The sequence below is a fragment of the Nonomuraea sp. NPDC005983 genome, from assembly GCF_040614375.1.
Classification (GTDB): domain Bacteria; phylum Actinomycetota; class Actinomycetes; order Streptosporangiales; family Streptosporangiaceae; genus Nonomuraea.
Map to the genome: position 1 here is coordinate 1 of NZ_JBEXUP010000115.1, position 15497 is coordinate 15497.

At 71.7% G+C, this 15497-nt stretch carries 13 protein-coding genes; 7 read left to right on the forward strand and 6 right to left on the reverse strand.

Annotated elements, in window-relative coordinates:
• From ABZ297_RS35280 to ABZ297_RS35300, 5 genes are all read right to left on the reverse strand, one after another.
• Positions 1-934, reverse strand: a 934-nt coding sequence (locus ABZ297_RS35280) for a serine/threonine-protein kinase (RefSeq protein WP_355355624.1), incomplete at its 3' end; no start/stop codon positions are given.
• Positions 935-1027: 93 nt separating this feature from the next.
• On the reverse strand, positions 1028-1963 hold the full coding sequence (locus ABZ297_RS35285; protein ID WP_355355626.1) for a MazG family protein: 936 nt from the start codon (positions 1961-1963) through the stop codon (positions 1028-1030).
• A gap of 2 nt (positions 1964-1965) precedes the next feature.
• Positions 1966-2565 (reverse strand): SurA N-terminal domain-containing protein, encoded by a 600-nt coding sequence (locus ABZ297_RS35290; RefSeq protein ID WP_355355628.1) that lies wholly within the window; start codon positions 2563-2565, stop codon positions 1966-1968.
• Between the two features lie 27 nt (positions 2566-2592).
• Positions 2593-6081: a transcription-repair coupling factor gene (mfd, locus tag ABZ297_RS35295; protein ID WP_355355630.1), complete on the reverse strand. Its 3489-nt coding sequence runs from the start codon at positions 6079-6081 to the stop codon at positions 2593-2595.
• Between the two features lie 138 nt (positions 6082-6219).
• Positions 6220-6573: a signal peptidase I gene (locus ABZ297_RS35300; protein WP_355355632.1), complete on the reverse strand. Its 354-nt coding sequence runs from the start codon at positions 6571-6573 to the stop codon at positions 6220-6222.
• A 110-nt stretch (positions 6574-6683) separates the two neighbouring features.
• On the opposite strand from ABZ297_RS35300, the gene ABZ297_RS35305 reads away from it, so the two are divergent.
• From ABZ297_RS35305 to ABZ297_RS35315, 3 genes are all read left to right on the forward strand, one after another.
• Entirely contained in the window at positions 6684-7400 is a 717-nt protein-coding gene (locus ABZ297_RS35305) for a class I SAM-dependent methyltransferase (RefSeq protein ID WP_355355634.1), read from the forward strand.
• Positions 7401-7468: 68 nt separating this feature from the next.
• Positions 7469-8683: an adenylyl-sulfate kinase gene (cysC, locus tag ABZ297_RS35310; protein WP_355355636.1), complete on the forward strand. Its 1215-nt coding sequence runs from the start codon at positions 7469-7471 to the stop codon at positions 8681-8683.
• A complete protein-coding gene (locus ABZ297_RS35315; protein ID WP_355355638.1) occupies positions 8680-9603 on the forward strand; it encodes a sulfite exporter TauE/SafE family protein in 924 nt (307 codons plus the stop codon). The genes cysC and ABZ297_RS35315 overlap by 4 nt, the downstream gene beginning before the upstream one ends.
• Here the strand turns inward: ABZ297_RS35315 and ABZ297_RS35320 are convergent.
• A complete protein-coding gene (locus ABZ297_RS35320; protein WP_355355640.1) occupies positions 9548-10603 on the reverse strand; it encodes a hypothetical protein in 1056 nt (351 codons plus the stop codon). The genes ABZ297_RS35315 and ABZ297_RS35320 overlap by 56 nt on opposite strands.
• 321 nt (positions 10604-10924) lie before the next feature.
• Between ABZ297_RS35320 and ABZ297_RS35325 the strand changes: the two genes are divergently transcribed.
• The 4 genes from ABZ297_RS35325 to ABZ297_RS35340 are packed head-to-tail and all read left to right on the forward strand — an operon-like array spanning position 10925 to position 15439.
• Positions 10925-12241 (forward strand): Wzz/FepE/Etk N-terminal domain-containing protein, encoded by a 1317-nt coding sequence (locus ABZ297_RS35325; protein ID WP_355355642.1) that lies wholly within the window; start codon positions 10925-10927, stop codon positions 12239-12241.
• Positions 12238-13584, forward strand: coding sequence for a hypothetical protein (locus ABZ297_RS35330; protein ID WP_355355644.1), 1347 nt, complete (start codon positions 12238-12240; stop codon positions 13582-13584). The genes ABZ297_RS35325 and ABZ297_RS35330 overlap by 4 nt, the downstream gene beginning before the upstream one ends.
• Positions 13581-14588 carry a hypothetical protein gene (locus tag ABZ297_RS35335; protein ID WP_355355646.1) on the forward strand — a complete coding sequence of 336 codons (1008 nt, stop codon included), beginning with the start codon at positions 13581-13583 and terminating at the stop codon, positions 14586-14588. The genes ABZ297_RS35330 and ABZ297_RS35335 overlap by 4 nt, the downstream gene beginning before the upstream one ends.
• Positions 14585-15439 carry a sulfotransferase gene (locus ABZ297_RS35340; RefSeq protein ID WP_355355648.1) on the forward strand — a complete coding sequence of 285 codons (855 nt, stop codon included), beginning with the start codon at positions 14585-14587 and terminating at the stop codon, positions 15437-15439. Before ABZ297_RS35335 ends, ABZ297_RS35340 begins: the two co-directional genes overlap by 4 nt.
• The last annotated feature ends 58 nt before the right edge of the window (positions 15440-15497 follow it).

The following is a 15497-nucleotide window of genomic DNA, read 5'->3' on the forward strand; positions in this document are numbered from 1 at the left end:
CGGCCCCGCGTGCCCAGGCGGACTCCGCCTCCCCGCCCGCGCCGCGCGCGCGTGCCTCCTGGCCCGAGCGGCGCGCGGGACCCGCCTCCTGCTCGACCCGCGTCAGGAAGTCGTCGTCGTCGCCGTTCGCGGTGCCTGCCAGCAGCGACAGCAGCACGGCGGCGGCGTCGGGCCGCTCGGCGGGCTCCTTGGCCAGGCAGGCGGCCAGCAGAGAGCGCAGCGGCTCGGCCACGCCTGACAGGTCCGGCTCCGCGGTCAGGATGCGGTGCATGACCGCCGGTATCGACTCGCCGACGAACAGCGCCCGGCCGTTGGCCGCGTACGCCATCGTGGCGGCCCAGGCGAACAGGTCCGAGGCGGGGGTCGCGGGCTCGCCGGCGATCTGCTCGGGCGCCATGTACGCGGGCGTGCCGACCACGGTGCTCGCCGTGGTGCCCGCCTCGGCGACCTTGGCGATGCCGAAGTCGATCACCCTGGGCCCGTCGGGGCCGACGAGCACGTTGCTCGGCTTGAAGTCGCGGTGCACGATGCCCGCCCGGTGGATGGCGGCCAGCGCGGCGGCGGTCCCCACGGCCAGCCGCTCCAGCGCGCCACCCGTCCGCCGCCCCTGCCTCGACACCAGCTCCTGCAGCGACGGGCCCGGCACGTACTCGCTCACGATGTACGGACGGCCGGCCACCTGCCCCGACTCGATCACCCTGGCCGTGCAGAACGCCGCGACCTTCTGCGCCAGCACGATCTCCCGGTGGAAGCGCTGCGTGGCCCGCTCATCGCTGAGCAGGCGGGCGTGCAGCACCTTGATCGCCACCTGGCGGCCGCGGACGTCCTCAGCGAGGAACACCGACCCTTGGCCGCCGTCGCCCAGACCGCCGAGCAGGTGGTAGCCCCCGATCTCGCGCAGCTCGTCCGGAGCCAGTTCGCGCACCTGCGACACTCACATCTCCCCCTTAGCCCCAAATCCCCCTTTAGCCCTAAAGATCCTGACACTCGCCGCACGGGTGTGCCACATGATCTGGGGAGGGACGGCTCAGGGTTCGCGCGACTCCCAGGCCCGCACCCGGTCGCGGTAGGCGCGGGCGGCGGCGCGCAGCTCGGCCTCGGCGTCGATGCCCGCCTCCTGGGCGCGGCGGACCAGGTCGAACAGCTCGCGCCCGACCCCCTGCCCGACCGCGGCGGCCAGGCCTCCTGGGGCTCCGGCGCGCTCCGCCCGCCGGACGAGCTGGGCGACCAGCGACAGCGCGGGCTGGCCCATCGGGACGCCGTCGAGCAGCGACTCGCTCCCCTTGGACGCCCGCTCGGCCGCCTTGATGGCCTCCCAGTTGTCGTTGACCTCGTCGGCGCTCTCGGCCCGCACCGAGCCGAACACGTGGGGGTGGCGGCGCACCAGCTTCTCCACGATCCCGGCGGCGACGTCGTCCATGTCGAAGCCCTCGGCGACCCGCGCGTGGAACACCACCTGGAGCAGCAGGTCGCCCAGCTCCTCGCGGAGCGCCGGGTAGTCGCCCTGCTCGATCGTCTCCAGCACCTCGTAGGCCTCTTCGAGCAGGTACGGCACCAGCGACTCGTGGGTCTGCTTGCGATCCCACGGGCACTCGACGCGGAGCCTGTCCATCACCGCGACCAGGTCGAGCACCCGGGCGCCCGGCAGGTCGTAGGAGCCGGGGACGACCTCGATCAGCGGCGGCTCGTCCAGCGCGATCGCGGCGTGCCCGAGGGCGCGCATGAAGTCCGCGTCGTCGTCGGCGGCCAGCCACACCACCGTCTCGCCGACCGCCTGCCCGGCCAGCGCGGACGCGTCAGGCGTGACCACGCTCACCTCGACGCCCGCCTCCGCCAGGTACGGCAGCTGCGGATGGTCGGCGGACCCGGTCAGCACCCGGCCCGACCTGAGCGCCTGCCACGCCTGATGGCTCAGCAGCCCGGCTGGGACCCGCGGCGAGGTGGTGACGACGATCAGCGGCACGGCTAGCCCTGCTGCTGAGCCTGCTGAGGCGGCTGCACCGGCTTGCCGAACCTGCCCGGGTCGACGAAGCCCTGCTGGCCGAACTCGCCGTAGCGGGGGTTGTAGACCGGGACGACCGAGCCGAGCTCCTGGGTGAACTTGGCCTGGGCGTTCTGGTCTTCAGGGCCGCCCATCTGGCTGCGCAGCTTGATCACGCCCAGCGTGGCCCGCAGGTAGCCGCGGGCGTTGGCGGGAGCGACCCCCTTGGACAGCAGGTTCATCTCAGGCGACTGCTGCTGGCCCGGGTCCTTCAGCGCGGCGTCGATCTCCGACTCGCTCACCTGGACGTTGTGCTTGGCCGCGATCTGCTTGTACGCGGCCTCGTTCGCCATCCGGAAGAGCACGAACTGGTTGATCGGCACGCCGAGCTGCGACGGCTCGATCTTGGCCTGCTTCAGGGCGGCCTCGTACTCCTGGACGTTCCTGTTCAGATCGCCCGTTGAGATACGTTCGTTCCCGACCACGGCCGCAGCACCGGCCTGCATGGGGGAGGAGCAGGCGGTCAGCGCGACGAAGCTCGCACCCACCGCGGCAGCGGCCACGGCCACTCGAATCGACTTCACGTGAGTCCCTTTCCGACAAAACCGCCGCTAGCTTACCCGTGCGGGCTCCAGGAACATCGCCTCGACCAGGTCACCGCACCATTTGAGCAGGTCGAGGTCGCGCAGCGGCTGCCCGCCGAGCGGCTTGGTCTTCGGCGCCGGAACCAGCAGGGTCTCGGCGGCGTGCTTGTAAATCGCCTTCTTGTACAGCCGGTCGAGGCGCACCTGCTGCGACTCCTTCAACCTGGCCGGGCCGAACTTGATGTTCTGCCCCTGCAGGGTGACGTCGGTGAGCCCCGCCTGGCGGGCCTTGATCCGGAAGCGGGCGACCTCCAGCAGGTTCTCCACCTCGACGGGCGGCTTGCCGTACCGGTCGGTCAGCTCGGCGCGGACCTCGTCGATGTGGATCTGCGTGGCGATCGCCGCGATCCGCTTGTACGCCTCCAGCCGCAGCCGCTCGGAGGTGACGTAGTCGTGCGGGATGTGCGCGTTGATCGGCAGCTCGACCTTGACGTCCTGCTGCTCCTCCTGCACCTCGACGCCCGACAGCTTGGCCTTCTGCTCCTGGACGGCCTCGGCCATCAGCCGGACGTACAGGTCGAAGCCGACGCCCGCGATGAAGCCCGACTGCTCGGCCCCGAGCACGTTGCCCGCGCCGCGGATCTCCAGGTCCTTCATCGCCACGTACATGCCGGCGCCCATCTCGGTGTGCTGGGCGATCGTGGCCAGCCGCTCGTGCGCGGTCTCGGTCAGCGGCTTCTCCGGCGGATACAGGAAGTAGGCGTAACCGCGCTCCCTGCCTCGCCCGACACGTCCCCTGAGCTGGTGGAGCTGCGACAGGCCGTAGTTGTCGGCGCGGTCGACGATCAGCGTGTTGGCGTTGGGGACGTCCAGGCCGGACTCCACGATCGTGGTCGAGACCAGCAGGTCGTACTCCCGCTCCCAGAAGCCCACCATGATCTTCTCGAGCTGGTGCTCGTTCATCTGCCCGTGCGCCACCGCGACGCGCGCCTCGGGGACCAGCTCGCGCAGCCGCGCGGCCACCCGGTTGATCGAGGCCACCCGGTTGTGCACGAAGAAGATCTGGCCGTCGCGCATCAACTCGCGCCTGATCGCCGCCGCGATCTGCTTCTCCTCGTACGGGCCGACGAAGGTGAGGATCGGGTGGCGCTCCTCCGGCGGGGTGAGGATGGTGGACATCTCGCGGATGCCGGTCAGGCCCATCTCCAGTGTGCGCGGGATCGGCGTGGCGGACATGGCCAGCACGTCCACCTGCGTGCGCAGGTGCTTCATGGCCTCCTTGTGTTCGACGCCGAACCGCTGCTCCTCGTCGATGATGATCAGGCCAAGGTCCTTGAACCTGACCTCGGGGCTGAGCAGCCGGTGGGTGCCGATCACGACGTCGACGGCGCCCGAGCGGAGGCCTTCGAGGGTGCCCTTGACCTCGCCGTCGCTCTGGAAGCGGGAGATCGGCTTGAGCGCGATGGGGAAGCTGGAGAACCGCTCCGTGAACGTGGACATGTGCTGCTGCACCAGCAGCGTCGTCGGCACGAGCACGGCGACCTGCTTGCCGTCCTGCACCGCCTTGAACGCGGCGCGCACCGCGATCTCGGTCTTGCCGTAGCCGACGTCGCCGCAGATCAGCCTGTCCATCGGGACGCCGCGCTCCATGTCGCGCTTGACCTCGTCGATGGCCTCGAGCTGGTCGCCGGTCTCGGCGTAGGGGAAGGCGTCCTCCATCTCACGCTGCCACGGCGAGTCGGCCGCGAAGGCGTGGCCCGGGGAGGCCATGCGGGCGGAGTAGAGGCGGATCAGCTCGCCCGCGATCTCCTTGACCGCCTTCTTCGCCCGCGACTTGGCCTTCGCCCAGTCGGCGCCGCCCATCCTGTTGAGCGTGGGCGCCTCGCCGCCGACGTAACGGGTGACCTCGTCGAGCTGGTCGGTCGGGACGTAGAGCCGGTCGCCCTTGGCGTACTCGATGACCAGGTACTCGCGCGTCGCCCCCTGGACGGTGCGCTGCACCATCTCGATGTACCGGCCGACGCCGTGCTGCTCGTGCACCACGTGGTCGCCGACCTTGAGCTGCAGCGGGTCGACCATGTTGCGCCGCCGCGACGGCAGCCTGCGCATGTCCTTGGTGGACGCCTTCTGCCCGACGAGGTCCAGGTGGGTGAGCACGGCCAGGTTCGGCGTGATGAACCCGTGCTCCAGCAGCCCGGTCGTGATGTGGACGACCTTGGGGTCGGGCGCCTTGTCGAGGTACTCCTGCAGGCGGGCGGGAACGTCCACGCCCTTGAGCACCTCGACCATCCGCTCGGCGGGGCCGTGCCCCTCGCTCAGCAGCACGACCGCCTTGTCCTCGGAGAGCCAGCCCTTGACGTCGGCCAGCGCCCTGGCGGTGTCGCCCCGGTACGCCTCGGAGTCTTGGGCGTCGAGCTCGATGCCGCCGCCGAACGGCGCCATCGTCCACCACGGCTGGCCCAGCACGTCGGCGTGGCCGCGGATGTCCTCCAGCGAGCGGAACGCCGCCGCGTCGAGGTCGATCGGCGCCTCTCCGCCGGCCGCCGCGTTGATCCAGGACGCCTCCAGGAACTCCTGAGACGTGCGGACCAGCTCCTCGGCCCGGCCCCTGATCCGCTCGGGGTCGCACACGAACACCGCCGCCCTGGCGGGCAGGTGGTCGAGCAGCAGGTCCATCTCCCCCGCCAGCGCGGGCGCGAACGCCTCCATGCCCTCGACCGACGTGCCCTCCGCGAGCTGGTCGAGCACCTCGGCCAGCGCCGGGTGCCGCTCGGCCAGTTCGCGCGCCCTGGCCCGCACCTCGCCGGTCAGCAGCAGCTCGCGGCAGGGCGGCGCGAACAGGCCGTCCTGCGCCGCCTCCAGTGAGCGCTGGTCGGCCACCTTGAACCAGCGGATCTCCTCGACCGTGTCGCCCCAGAACTCCAGCCGCAGCGGGTGCTCCTCGGTCGGCGGGAACACGTCGAGCAGCCCGCCGCGCACCGCGACCTCGCCGCGCCGCTCCACCATGTCGACCCGGTGGTAGCCGTTCTCGACCAGCCGCTCCACGACCTCTTCCAGGTCGGCGTCGTCGCCCGCGCGCAGCCTGATCGGCTCCAGGTCGCCGAGGCCCTTCACGATCGGCTGGAGCAGCGCCCTGACGGGTGCCACGATCACGTTGAGCGGCCCGGCGGCCAGGTCGTCCTTGATCGGGTGCGCCAGCCGCCTGAGCACGGCCAGCCGCTGGCCCACGGTGTCGCTGCGCGGCGAGAGCCGCTCGTGCGGCAGCGTCTCCCAGGCCGGGAAGACTGCCACCGAGCTGGGCTCGATCAGGCTGGTCAGCGCGGCGGCCAGGTCCTCCGCCTCGCGCCCGGTGGCGGTGACGGCCAGCACGGTCCGCTGGTCATGCCCAGCCAGCGCGGCCACGCCGAACGGGCGCAGCGCCGACGGCGCGACCAGCGCGACATCGCCGCCCTCTTCGAGAGCGGCGGCCAGCTTCGGGTCGGCGGCGACCAGTTCAAGCAGCCCGGAAAGACTCATCAGACACGCCCTCAGCCCCACGACGGCAACACGACCACCCCCGTCGGACTCGGTCGCGGGGGTCTTCCGTCAAGACTACCCACCCGCCCCCTCCCCACCGCACGGCCTTTTCCCTGCTCGGGGCTGACCGGGCAGTTCCTAGGCGGACGCCTTGTACCCCGGGACGGACGGCCAGCGAACCGTGAGGACGACCGACTCCTCCTCCGCGTACCAGGAGTGGTCCACGCCCTTGCCCCAGACCACGTAGTCGCCCCGCTCGGCCAGCAGCACGCTCCGGCCGGGAAGCTCGACCCTGAACCTGCCGCTGATGAGGATGAGAAGGGCGGTTCGCGTCTCGCCGCGCACCCATTCGGCGCGCTCGTCGCCCGGAGGGTGGACGCCCCACTTGATCTCGACGTCCTCGCTGTGTCGTGGGTCGCCCGGGGGTTTGAAGTGACCCAGGAGCCAGCCCTGCTCGCCCGGCGCGTCCAGATCGGCGTTGCCCACGTACACGCTGACATCCGCTGGGGCATCGACTGGGGCATCCACGGGGTCGTCCACGGGCCAGGACGCTAGCAGGGAAATCCCTTACTAAGAGCTATGAGTTGATTACTGTAGGTGGCATGTCTGATGTTCGGTCGGTCGCCCCGAGGGGCGATCTCTTTGGTCAACGGATCCGCGAGCAGTGGGCCGGGCAGCTCCACCGGCGGCTCGACGTGCTGGTCGCGGGGTGCGCGCACGGCGAGCCGCTGGCGCTGGACCGGATCGACACCAGGTGCACCGGCGTCGACGAGGACCTGCCCGCGATCAGGTACGCGATCGAGGAGCGGGCCGACCTCGTCACCTGGTCGCTGGGCGACCTGCGCTCGGTGGCGCTGCCCCCCAGGGCGTACGACGTGATCCAGCTCTCCTTCCTGCTGGAACGCATCCACCACGCCGAACTCGTCCTCGACAGGCTGCTCCGGGCGCTGCGCCCCGGCGGGCTGGTCCTGCTGCGCATGCGCGACCGCCGCTCCGCCTACGGGCTGCTCGACCGCGCCGTCCCCGCCTGGGCGAAACGACTGGTCTGGCGCCGTCCGGCGGCGGGCCGCACACCGGAGCCGCTTCCGGCCGTCTACGAGCCGGTGACCTCCCGCGACGGCATGTACGCCTTCTGCCTCACCCGCGGCCTGCTGATCAGCGATGACGAGACCACCACCAGCAGCCCCCCGATGGGCCGCATCGGCGCCCTGACCCTCTCCCTCGTCTCCAGGCTGACCCGCGGCCGGTTCACCGCCGCCCACGACGAGATCACCATGGTCATTAGAAAACCGCAGAACCACTTCGCCCGACTTATCTAGCGACACACCGGTATGGCCGGTAGACTCCTTTCCTACCAATTCAATCGGAATAGTTGGGATGACGGAACGTGGAGTGGACCCCCGACCCGCGCGAGCTGGCCGACCTCGAGCTGCTGCTCTCCGGGGCGTTCCAGCCGCTGACGGGATTCCTCGGCCACGACGACCTGCACGCGGTGCACGAACGAGGCACGCTCTCCGACGGCACCCCGTGGCCCGCGCCGGTCACGCTCCACCTGCCCGAGGAGGTGTCGGCCGGCGACGAGGTCAGCCTGCTCGACCCCGAAGGCGTCCCGCTCGCCGTGCTCACCGTGTCCGGGCGGGAGCCCGACGGCCTGACCTCCGGCCCCGTCAGGGGGCTCGGCGCCCCCGAGCACGGCCCGTTCGCCAGGCTCAGGCGCACCCCGGCCGAGGTCCGCGCCGAGCTGGGCGGGCGTCCGGCGCTGGCCGTCACCATGCGCGGCCCGCTCGACGACCTCACCGAGGTCATCGCCACCGCCAAGGAGCTGGACGCGGTGATCGTGCTGCTCCCCCTGGCGTACGGCGAGGCGGGGCCCGGCGTGGTCAGGGCCGCGCTGCGCGCCAAGGAGCAGCTGCCCGAGGGCACGCTCGTCGTCTCCGTCCCGCTCGCGCCGCGCGACGAGCCCGAGATCGACCTGGAGCTGCGCGAGCACGTCGCCACCGCCTACGGCGCCACCGAGCACCTGGCGGGGCCCGAGCCGATCACGCTGCCCGGCCCGCCGCACCGGCGCGGCCTGGTGGTGTTCTTCACCGGGCTGTCCGGCTCCGGCAAGTCGACCATCGCCAGGGGGCTGCGCGACGCGCTGCTCGAACTCGGCAGCCGCACCGTCACCTACCTCGACGGCGACGTGGTGCGCAGCCTGCTGTCCAAGGGCCTGACGTTCTCCAGGGCCGACCGCGACCTCAACATCCGCCGCATCGGCTTCGTCGCCGCCGAGGCGGCGCGCCACGGCGGGCTGGCCATCTGCGCCCCCATCGCCCCGTACGCCGCGACCCGCGAGGAGGTCCGGGAGCTGGTCGAGTCGGTCGGCGCCGACTTCCTGCTCGTCCACATCGCCACGCCGCTGGAGGAGTGCGAGCGGCGCGACCGCAAGGGCCTGTACGCCAAGGCCCGCGCCGGGCTCATCCCCGAGTTCACCGGCGTCTCCGACCCGTACGAGGAACCCGACGACGCGGACCTCACCATCGACACCACGGGCGTCTCCGTCGAAGCGGCGGTCGGGCAGGTGCTCGGCGCGCTCCGGAGTGGAGGATGGGTGCGGTGATCGACCTCCCCCTGATCACCGGGTCGTTCCTGGTCGCCGTCGTCGTGGGGCTCACCGGCATGGGCGGCGGCGCGCTGATGACGCCGATGATGATGCTGTTCTTCAACGTCCCGCCGCTGGCCGCCGTCTCCAGCGACCTGGTCGCCTCGGCCGTGATGAAGCCGGTCGGCAGCGCGGTCCACCTGCGCCGGGGGACTGTCGACCTGCGGCTGGTCGGCTGGCTCTGCTTGGGCTCGGTGCCCGCCGCGTTCTGCGGCGTCTTCCTGGCCCGCGCCTTCGCCGTCGGCGACGGCGTCAAGTACGCGCTGGGCGTCGCGCTCCTGCTGGCCGTCGCGGGCCTGGCCGCCAAGTCCTGGCTCGCCGGACGCCGGGCCTCCACGTCGTCCACGTCGTCCACGTCGTCCGCGGAGGGCTTCGTGGCGGGCTCGGGCCGTCTTGTCGTGCGGCCTATTCCGACCGTACTGGTCGGTACGGTAGGCGGGCTGGTGGTCGGGGTCTCCTCGGTGGGATCCGGGTCGTTGATCGTGGTGGCGCTGCTCGCCCTCTACCCGGCGATCAAGGCGAACGAGCTCGTCGGCACCGACCTGGTGCAGGCCGTTCCGCTGGTCACCTCGGCCGCGCTCGGCCACCTGCTGTTCGGCGACTTCCAGCTCGACCTCACCGTCTCGCTGCTGATCGGCTCGATCCCCGGCGTCTACCTCGGCGCCCGGATCTCGTCCAGGGCACCGGGCGGCCTGATCAGGGCGGTGCTCGCGATCGTCCTGCTCGCCTCGGCGCTGAAACTGCTCGGCGTCGGCAACGCGGCCACCCTGTGGGCGCTCGCGGCGGCCGTCCTGGTCACGGTGGCGGGCTGGCGGTGGCGGGTCAGGGCCGCGGCACGCGCGTCGAGTGGAAGTACGGATCTCGCGCGAGCTCGCTGAACGCCCGGTCGGCCCCCTGGTCAGAGTCGAAGCTGGTGTTGCCGCGGGGAGCGTGCGGCGAGTCGAAGTACACCAGCGCCTTGATCTGCGGGTACTGCTTGATCTGCGCGCGCACCGACTCGAAGAACCTGCGCTTGAACGAAGGGTCGCCTGGCCGCTCGAACACGCCCCACTCCGCGACCATGACCGGCTTGCCGGGAAAGCGCCACTGCATCCACCGGTAGAACCCCGGCCAGCGGCCGAACTCCTTGCGGGTCTTGTTGACCAGGCCGTCGAAGTCGCGCACCCAGGAGTCGGCGTACGGGTCCATCGCCACCCAGTCGACCACGTCGTCGCCCGGGTAGAGCTGCTCGAACCACGGCTCGGACGCCCAGTTCGGGGCCCCCATGTAGGTCATCACCGTGACCGCGTTCCGCACCCCCTGCTCCCGCAGCCGCAGCACGACGTGCCGGTACATGGCCGCGTAGTCGGCTGCCTGCATGCCCGAACCGGGGCCCGCGTCGACGTCGTTCTCCGGCTCGTGGTGGATGGTCAGGAAGAACCGCTCGGGGAAGGTCTGCCTGATGTAGGCGGCCAGCCGGTCGATCCTGTGGTCGATCGCGCCGGCGGCGACCTGCGCCCAGGTGTGATCGAACGACGGCTTCCAGTTGATCAGCAGCAGCCTCGGCCTGCCGGGGGCGCGCGCCAGGCCGATCTCCTGCTGGGTGGGGAAGAGCTCGCTGCCCCGGTGGTAGACGTGCAGGACGTCGGCCGTGCCGTCCATGCGCGCCTCGGCGCCGCGCACCGCCTGGCTCGCGGGGGCGCCGGTGAAGACCTCGGGCGCGATGCCCCACCAGGCGCCGCAGGACGGGATGAGCTTGTCGGTAACCGCACAGGCGGCCGAGTCATTGACGCCCGCCCTGCCGTTCTCGGCCTGACCGGACGTCTCCGTGCGCCTGGGAGCGCCCTGCGCCCCCGAGCAACCGGCCAGCATCAGCAGGGCGGTGCCGACCACCACCATTTTCGGAAGAATTCGCCGTCGCCACAAAACCGTCCGACCCCCTTGTCGCTGAACCCCCGCCTTTTCACAGCTGAACCTTGCCATGTCGTTGCATGAACGTCAGCCGGAGCGTACGTTCGCGCAGGCTGACGCAGGGACAAGGCCACCCGGAAATGTCCGGATAAATGGCGTTTGAATGGGGCGAAATTGCGGTCGCGCCGGAGAAAATCTTCAGTAATCGACCGAGGAAATGTCCGACGCCCCTATAGTGGGCGGACACCTCGACGTGACGCTGTGTCGCCGTACGGCGACACGGCGCACACACTCCAGGGAGATCGCCCCATGAGCCTGCCGCCGGACTCTCCGGCCCGCCGCTCCGGCTCCGACCTGGGAGAGCACCTCTCACTGCTACGCAGGCGCTGGCTGCTCCTCCTGGGGTTCACCCTGGCCGGCGGCACGGCGGCGGTGGCGCTCGCGCGGCTGACCCCGCCCTCCTACACGGCGACCAGCCAGGTCCTGGTCTCGCCCGTCGGCGTGCAGGAGCAGAGCAACCAGGTGACCAACCGCCAGCGCGAGAGCCTCAACCTCGACACCGAGGCGCAGGTCGCGCGCTCCTCCGTGGTGGCCGCCAAGGCCGCGTCCCTGGTGCGGGCGTCCACCGTCGAACCCGTCACCGTCTCGGTGCCGCCCAACTCGGCCGTCCTGTGGCTCTCGGTCACCGCCGACGACCCCGCCAGCGCGGCGGCCCAGTCACGGGCCTACGCCGAGGCGTACCTCGCCAACCGCACCGAGACCGCGCAGGCGGCGCTGGCCGCACAGCAGAAGGCCACGCTGGCCAAGCTCAAGCAGGTCAACACCGGCCTCGCCAAGGTGCTCACCGAGCTCACCACCCTGCGCAAGGGCAGCACCGAGCAGCAACTGGCCACGCACAAGCAGAGCGTCCTCAACCGGCAGGCGTACAGCCTCACGCTGCGCTACGACGCGTTGAAGACGGTCGCGCTCACGCCCGGCTCGGTCATCAGCCCGGCCGCCCCGCCCACGCAGCCCAGCTCGCCCAGCCTGCCGCTGTACCTCGGCACCGGGCTCATGGCGGGCCTGCTGCTCGGCGCGGCGGCGGCGCACGTCCGCGACCGGCTCGACACCCGGCTGCGCACGCCCGCCGACGTCGAACGGCTCACCGGGATGGCCGTCATCGCCGACCTGTCCGACCCGAACGACCGCGCCGTGCTGCACGACATGGCCTCCACCGTGGTCGCCGCCTGCCCTGGCACGCGGCTGCTGGTCAGGCCGGTCCCCGTCGAGCTGGGTGCCATGCCCGTGGCCGCGCCGCTCGCCGCCGCCACGCCGCTGTCGGTCATGACCGGGTGCGAGGTGGCCGACCTTGCCAGAGCCGATGCGGCGCTGCTGGTCATCGGCCTCGGCCGGGCCCGCGCGGAGCACGTGGCCGCCGCCGTCCGCCATCTGGCCAGGCATAACATGTCGATCATCGGCGCGGTCACCACGACGCCGCCCGCCGTCTCCACAGCCGTCCCGGCGCCGGAGCAGCGCCCGCACGCCTCCCTCGGCAAGCTCGTCGCGGGCCCCGAGCCCGACCGCGGCCTGCCGCCCGAGACCACGCCGATGCAAGCGCTCACGCGGCCGCCGGGCGCGCCGCAGTGAGAGGCCCCGCGTGGCCGATCGGCGCCGTCGCAGGGAGAGGCGCCGTCGCGGGGAAAGGCGCCGCGTGGCCGATCGGCGCACTGCTCATCGGTTACCCGGTGTGGTGGGCGCTGGGCTTCGGCGGCCTCTCGGTGATCTTGCTGGCCGTGCCCATGGCGGTCATCCTGTGGCGGCGCCGGCCGATCAGGGTGCCGCGCGGGTTCGGGCTGTGGCTGCTCCTGCTCGCTGGTTACCTGCTGAGCGCGCTGACCCTGGCGGAGACACCGCCCGGCACGTACGGGGAGCTGAGCACGGGCCGCGTCATCGGATACGGCATGCGCCTGGCCCTCTACGTGGCCCTCCTGATCACGGTCCTCTACCTGGGCAACCTGACCGAGCGGGAACTGCCGCAGCTGCGGCTCGTGCGGATGCTCGGCGTGCTGTTCGTCACCACCGTCGCGGGCGGGCTGCTCGGCGTCTTCTTTCCCGGGTTCGAGTTCACGTCCCCGCTGGAACGGGTCCTGCCGGAGTGGATCAGCGGGAACGCGTTCGTGGAGAACCTGATCCACCCGACCGCCGCGCAGACACAGAAGGTGCTCGGCTACGCCTCCCCCAGGCCAGAGGCGCCGTTCGAATGGGCCAACGCGTGGGGCAGCAACGTGTCGGTGCTGCTGATCTGGTTCGTGGTCGGCTGGTGGGTGTACGGAGGGCGGCGGCGCAAGGGCGCCTCGATCCTGCTGCTCGCCGCGGCCGCCGTGCCGATCGTGTACTCCCTCAACAGGGGCCTGTGGATCGGGCTCGGGCTGAGCGCGCTCTACCTGGTCGTCCGGCTGGGCGGGCGGGCCAGGGTGGCACTGGTGGGGGCCGCAGTTGCGGGGGCGCTGGTGTTCGCGCTCAGCCCGCTGGCCTCGCTGGTCGGGCAGCGGCTCGACAACCCGCACTCCAATGACATCAGGGCTTTCACGGTGTCGGCCACGATCGCCGCCGCCGCCCACTCGCCCGTCATCGGCTACGGCAACACCCGCAACGCGCTGGGCAACCAGAGCTCGATCACCACCGGCAGGAGCGAGTGGTGCCCGGGCTGCGCCCATCCGCCGCTCGGCAGCGACGGTCAGCTCTGGCTGCTGCTCATCACCCAGGGGTTCGTGGGAGCGGCGCTGTACGTCGCGTTCTTCGTCGGCGCGATCCGCCGCCACTGGGCCGACCGCAGCCCGATCGGGCTCGCCGGGGTGCTGGTGATGGGGCTCGTGCTGCTCTACATGTTCGTCTACGACGGCCTGGTGACGCCGCTCAGTCTCTACCTCATCTCCTTCGCCCTCCTGTGGAGGAACAGCCAGAGGAGCAGCCTGAGGAACAGCGCATGAGCGACGCCCGGATCCGGCTGCGCTACCTGCGCGACACCGTGCGCCTGCTCTACCCGGGCCCGGGGGCGCCGCGGGCGTACAGCGTGCTGCCGCATCCGGTCGTGCCGCGCCGCCTGGCGCCGCGGCGCTGGTGGCATCCCTCGCCGGTGGTGACACTGGCTGTCGAGGGGTCGATCGAGGCGTACCTGAGCGAGGTGTTCGGCGTCCCCGTCGAGTGCGTGCTGCGGGTGCGGCCTGCGCGGCGGGCCAACCGCAAGCCGGTCCTGGAGGCGTACTCCGACGGTGAGCTACTGGCGTTCGTGAAGATCGGCGACACCGAGCGGGCCGGCGCGCTGGTCGCCAACGAGGCCGCCACGCTGAGCAGGCTGGCCGACGTCCCGCTGGAGACCGTCGTCCCGCCCGTCGTGCTCCATCACGGGGTCTGGCGGGAGCTGTCGGTGCTGGCCCTGTCGCCGCTGCCGATCCGGCGCGGGCGGGTCTCCGCCGAGCTGCTCACCAGGGCCGTCAAGGAGATCGCCGCGACGGGCGGCCCGGCGAGCGCGGCATCGAGCCCTCCGGCTGATGACAGGGCTCGCGGGACGGCGAGCGACGCGCCGGGCGACACAGTGGGCGACGCGATGGGCGACGCGCCGGGCGACACGGTGGGCACGGCCTGGCATGGCGATCTGTCGCCCTGGAACATCGCGCCCTCCGGCGACGGGCGGTTGCTCGTGTGGGACTGGGAGCGCTACCAGGTGGGCGTCCCGTACGGGTTCGACGCCGTCCACCACTTCTTCCAGCGGGCGCTGCGCCGGATGGACCCGTCGACGGCCGCCCGGGCCTGTCTGGCGCAGGCCGTGTCGGTGCTCGCGCCGCTCGGGCTGTCCGCGGCGCAGGCGAGGCTGACCACGCTGCGCTACCTCATCGCGCTGGCCGACAGGCACGCCGCCGACGGTTGGGAGCCGCTCGGCCCGCCCGATACCTGGCTCAACCCGCTCGTCGATCATCAGGAGTTGCTCGCATGAGGGTCATGAAGCAGCCGGTGCTGTCCGTGTCGCGCACCGCCGGGAGGTTCACGTCCAGTGTCCGGCTCCTCCCGTCGTTCCTGATCGTGGGGGCGCAGCGGTGCGGCACCACCTCGCTCTACCGGGCGCTGGCCCAGCATCCGCTGCTGCTCAAGCCGGTGCTGCACAAGGGCGTGCACTACTTCGACGTCGGCTACGCGCGCGGGCTGCCGTGGTACCAGGGCCACTTCTCGCTCCGTGTGCACGCCGCGCTGCTCGGGAGCCGGTACGGCGCGCGCCCGCTGGCGTTCGAGTCGTCGCCGTACTACCTGTTCCATCCGCTGGCTGGGGAGCGCATCGCCGCCGACCTGCCGGGGGTGAAGCTGATCGTGCTGGTACGCGACCCCGTCGAGCGGGCCTGCTCGGCCCACGCGCACGAGCTGGCCAGGGGGTTCGAGACCGAGTCCAACTTCGAGTACGCGGTCGAGCTGGAGGCGCGACGGCTGGCGGGGGCCGAGGAGGGCCTGCGGGCGCGTCCGTACTCGACGCACCAGTCGCACCGCCACCACGCCTACCTGGCGCGCGGCCGGTACGCCGCGCAGCTCGACCGGCTGGAGCCGCTGTTCGGCCGCGACCGGATCCTGGTGATCGACAGCCACCGCTTCTTCGCCGAGCCTGAGCGGACCTACGACCGGGTGCTGGACTTCCTCGGCGTGCCGCGACTGGGCTACCCGGCGTTCGAGCGGCACAACGGGCGGTCGCTGCCGAGGCCGCTGCCGGACTCGGTCAGGCAGGCGCTGCGCGACCACTTCGAGGTGTACGACACGCAGCTCATCCCGTGGCTGGACGGCGAACCGTCATGGCGACGCTGACTCCCGGTCTCCGCCGGCTCGTGGCGGCGCTCGGTGCGGGCCACCGCCGAGTCGTTCG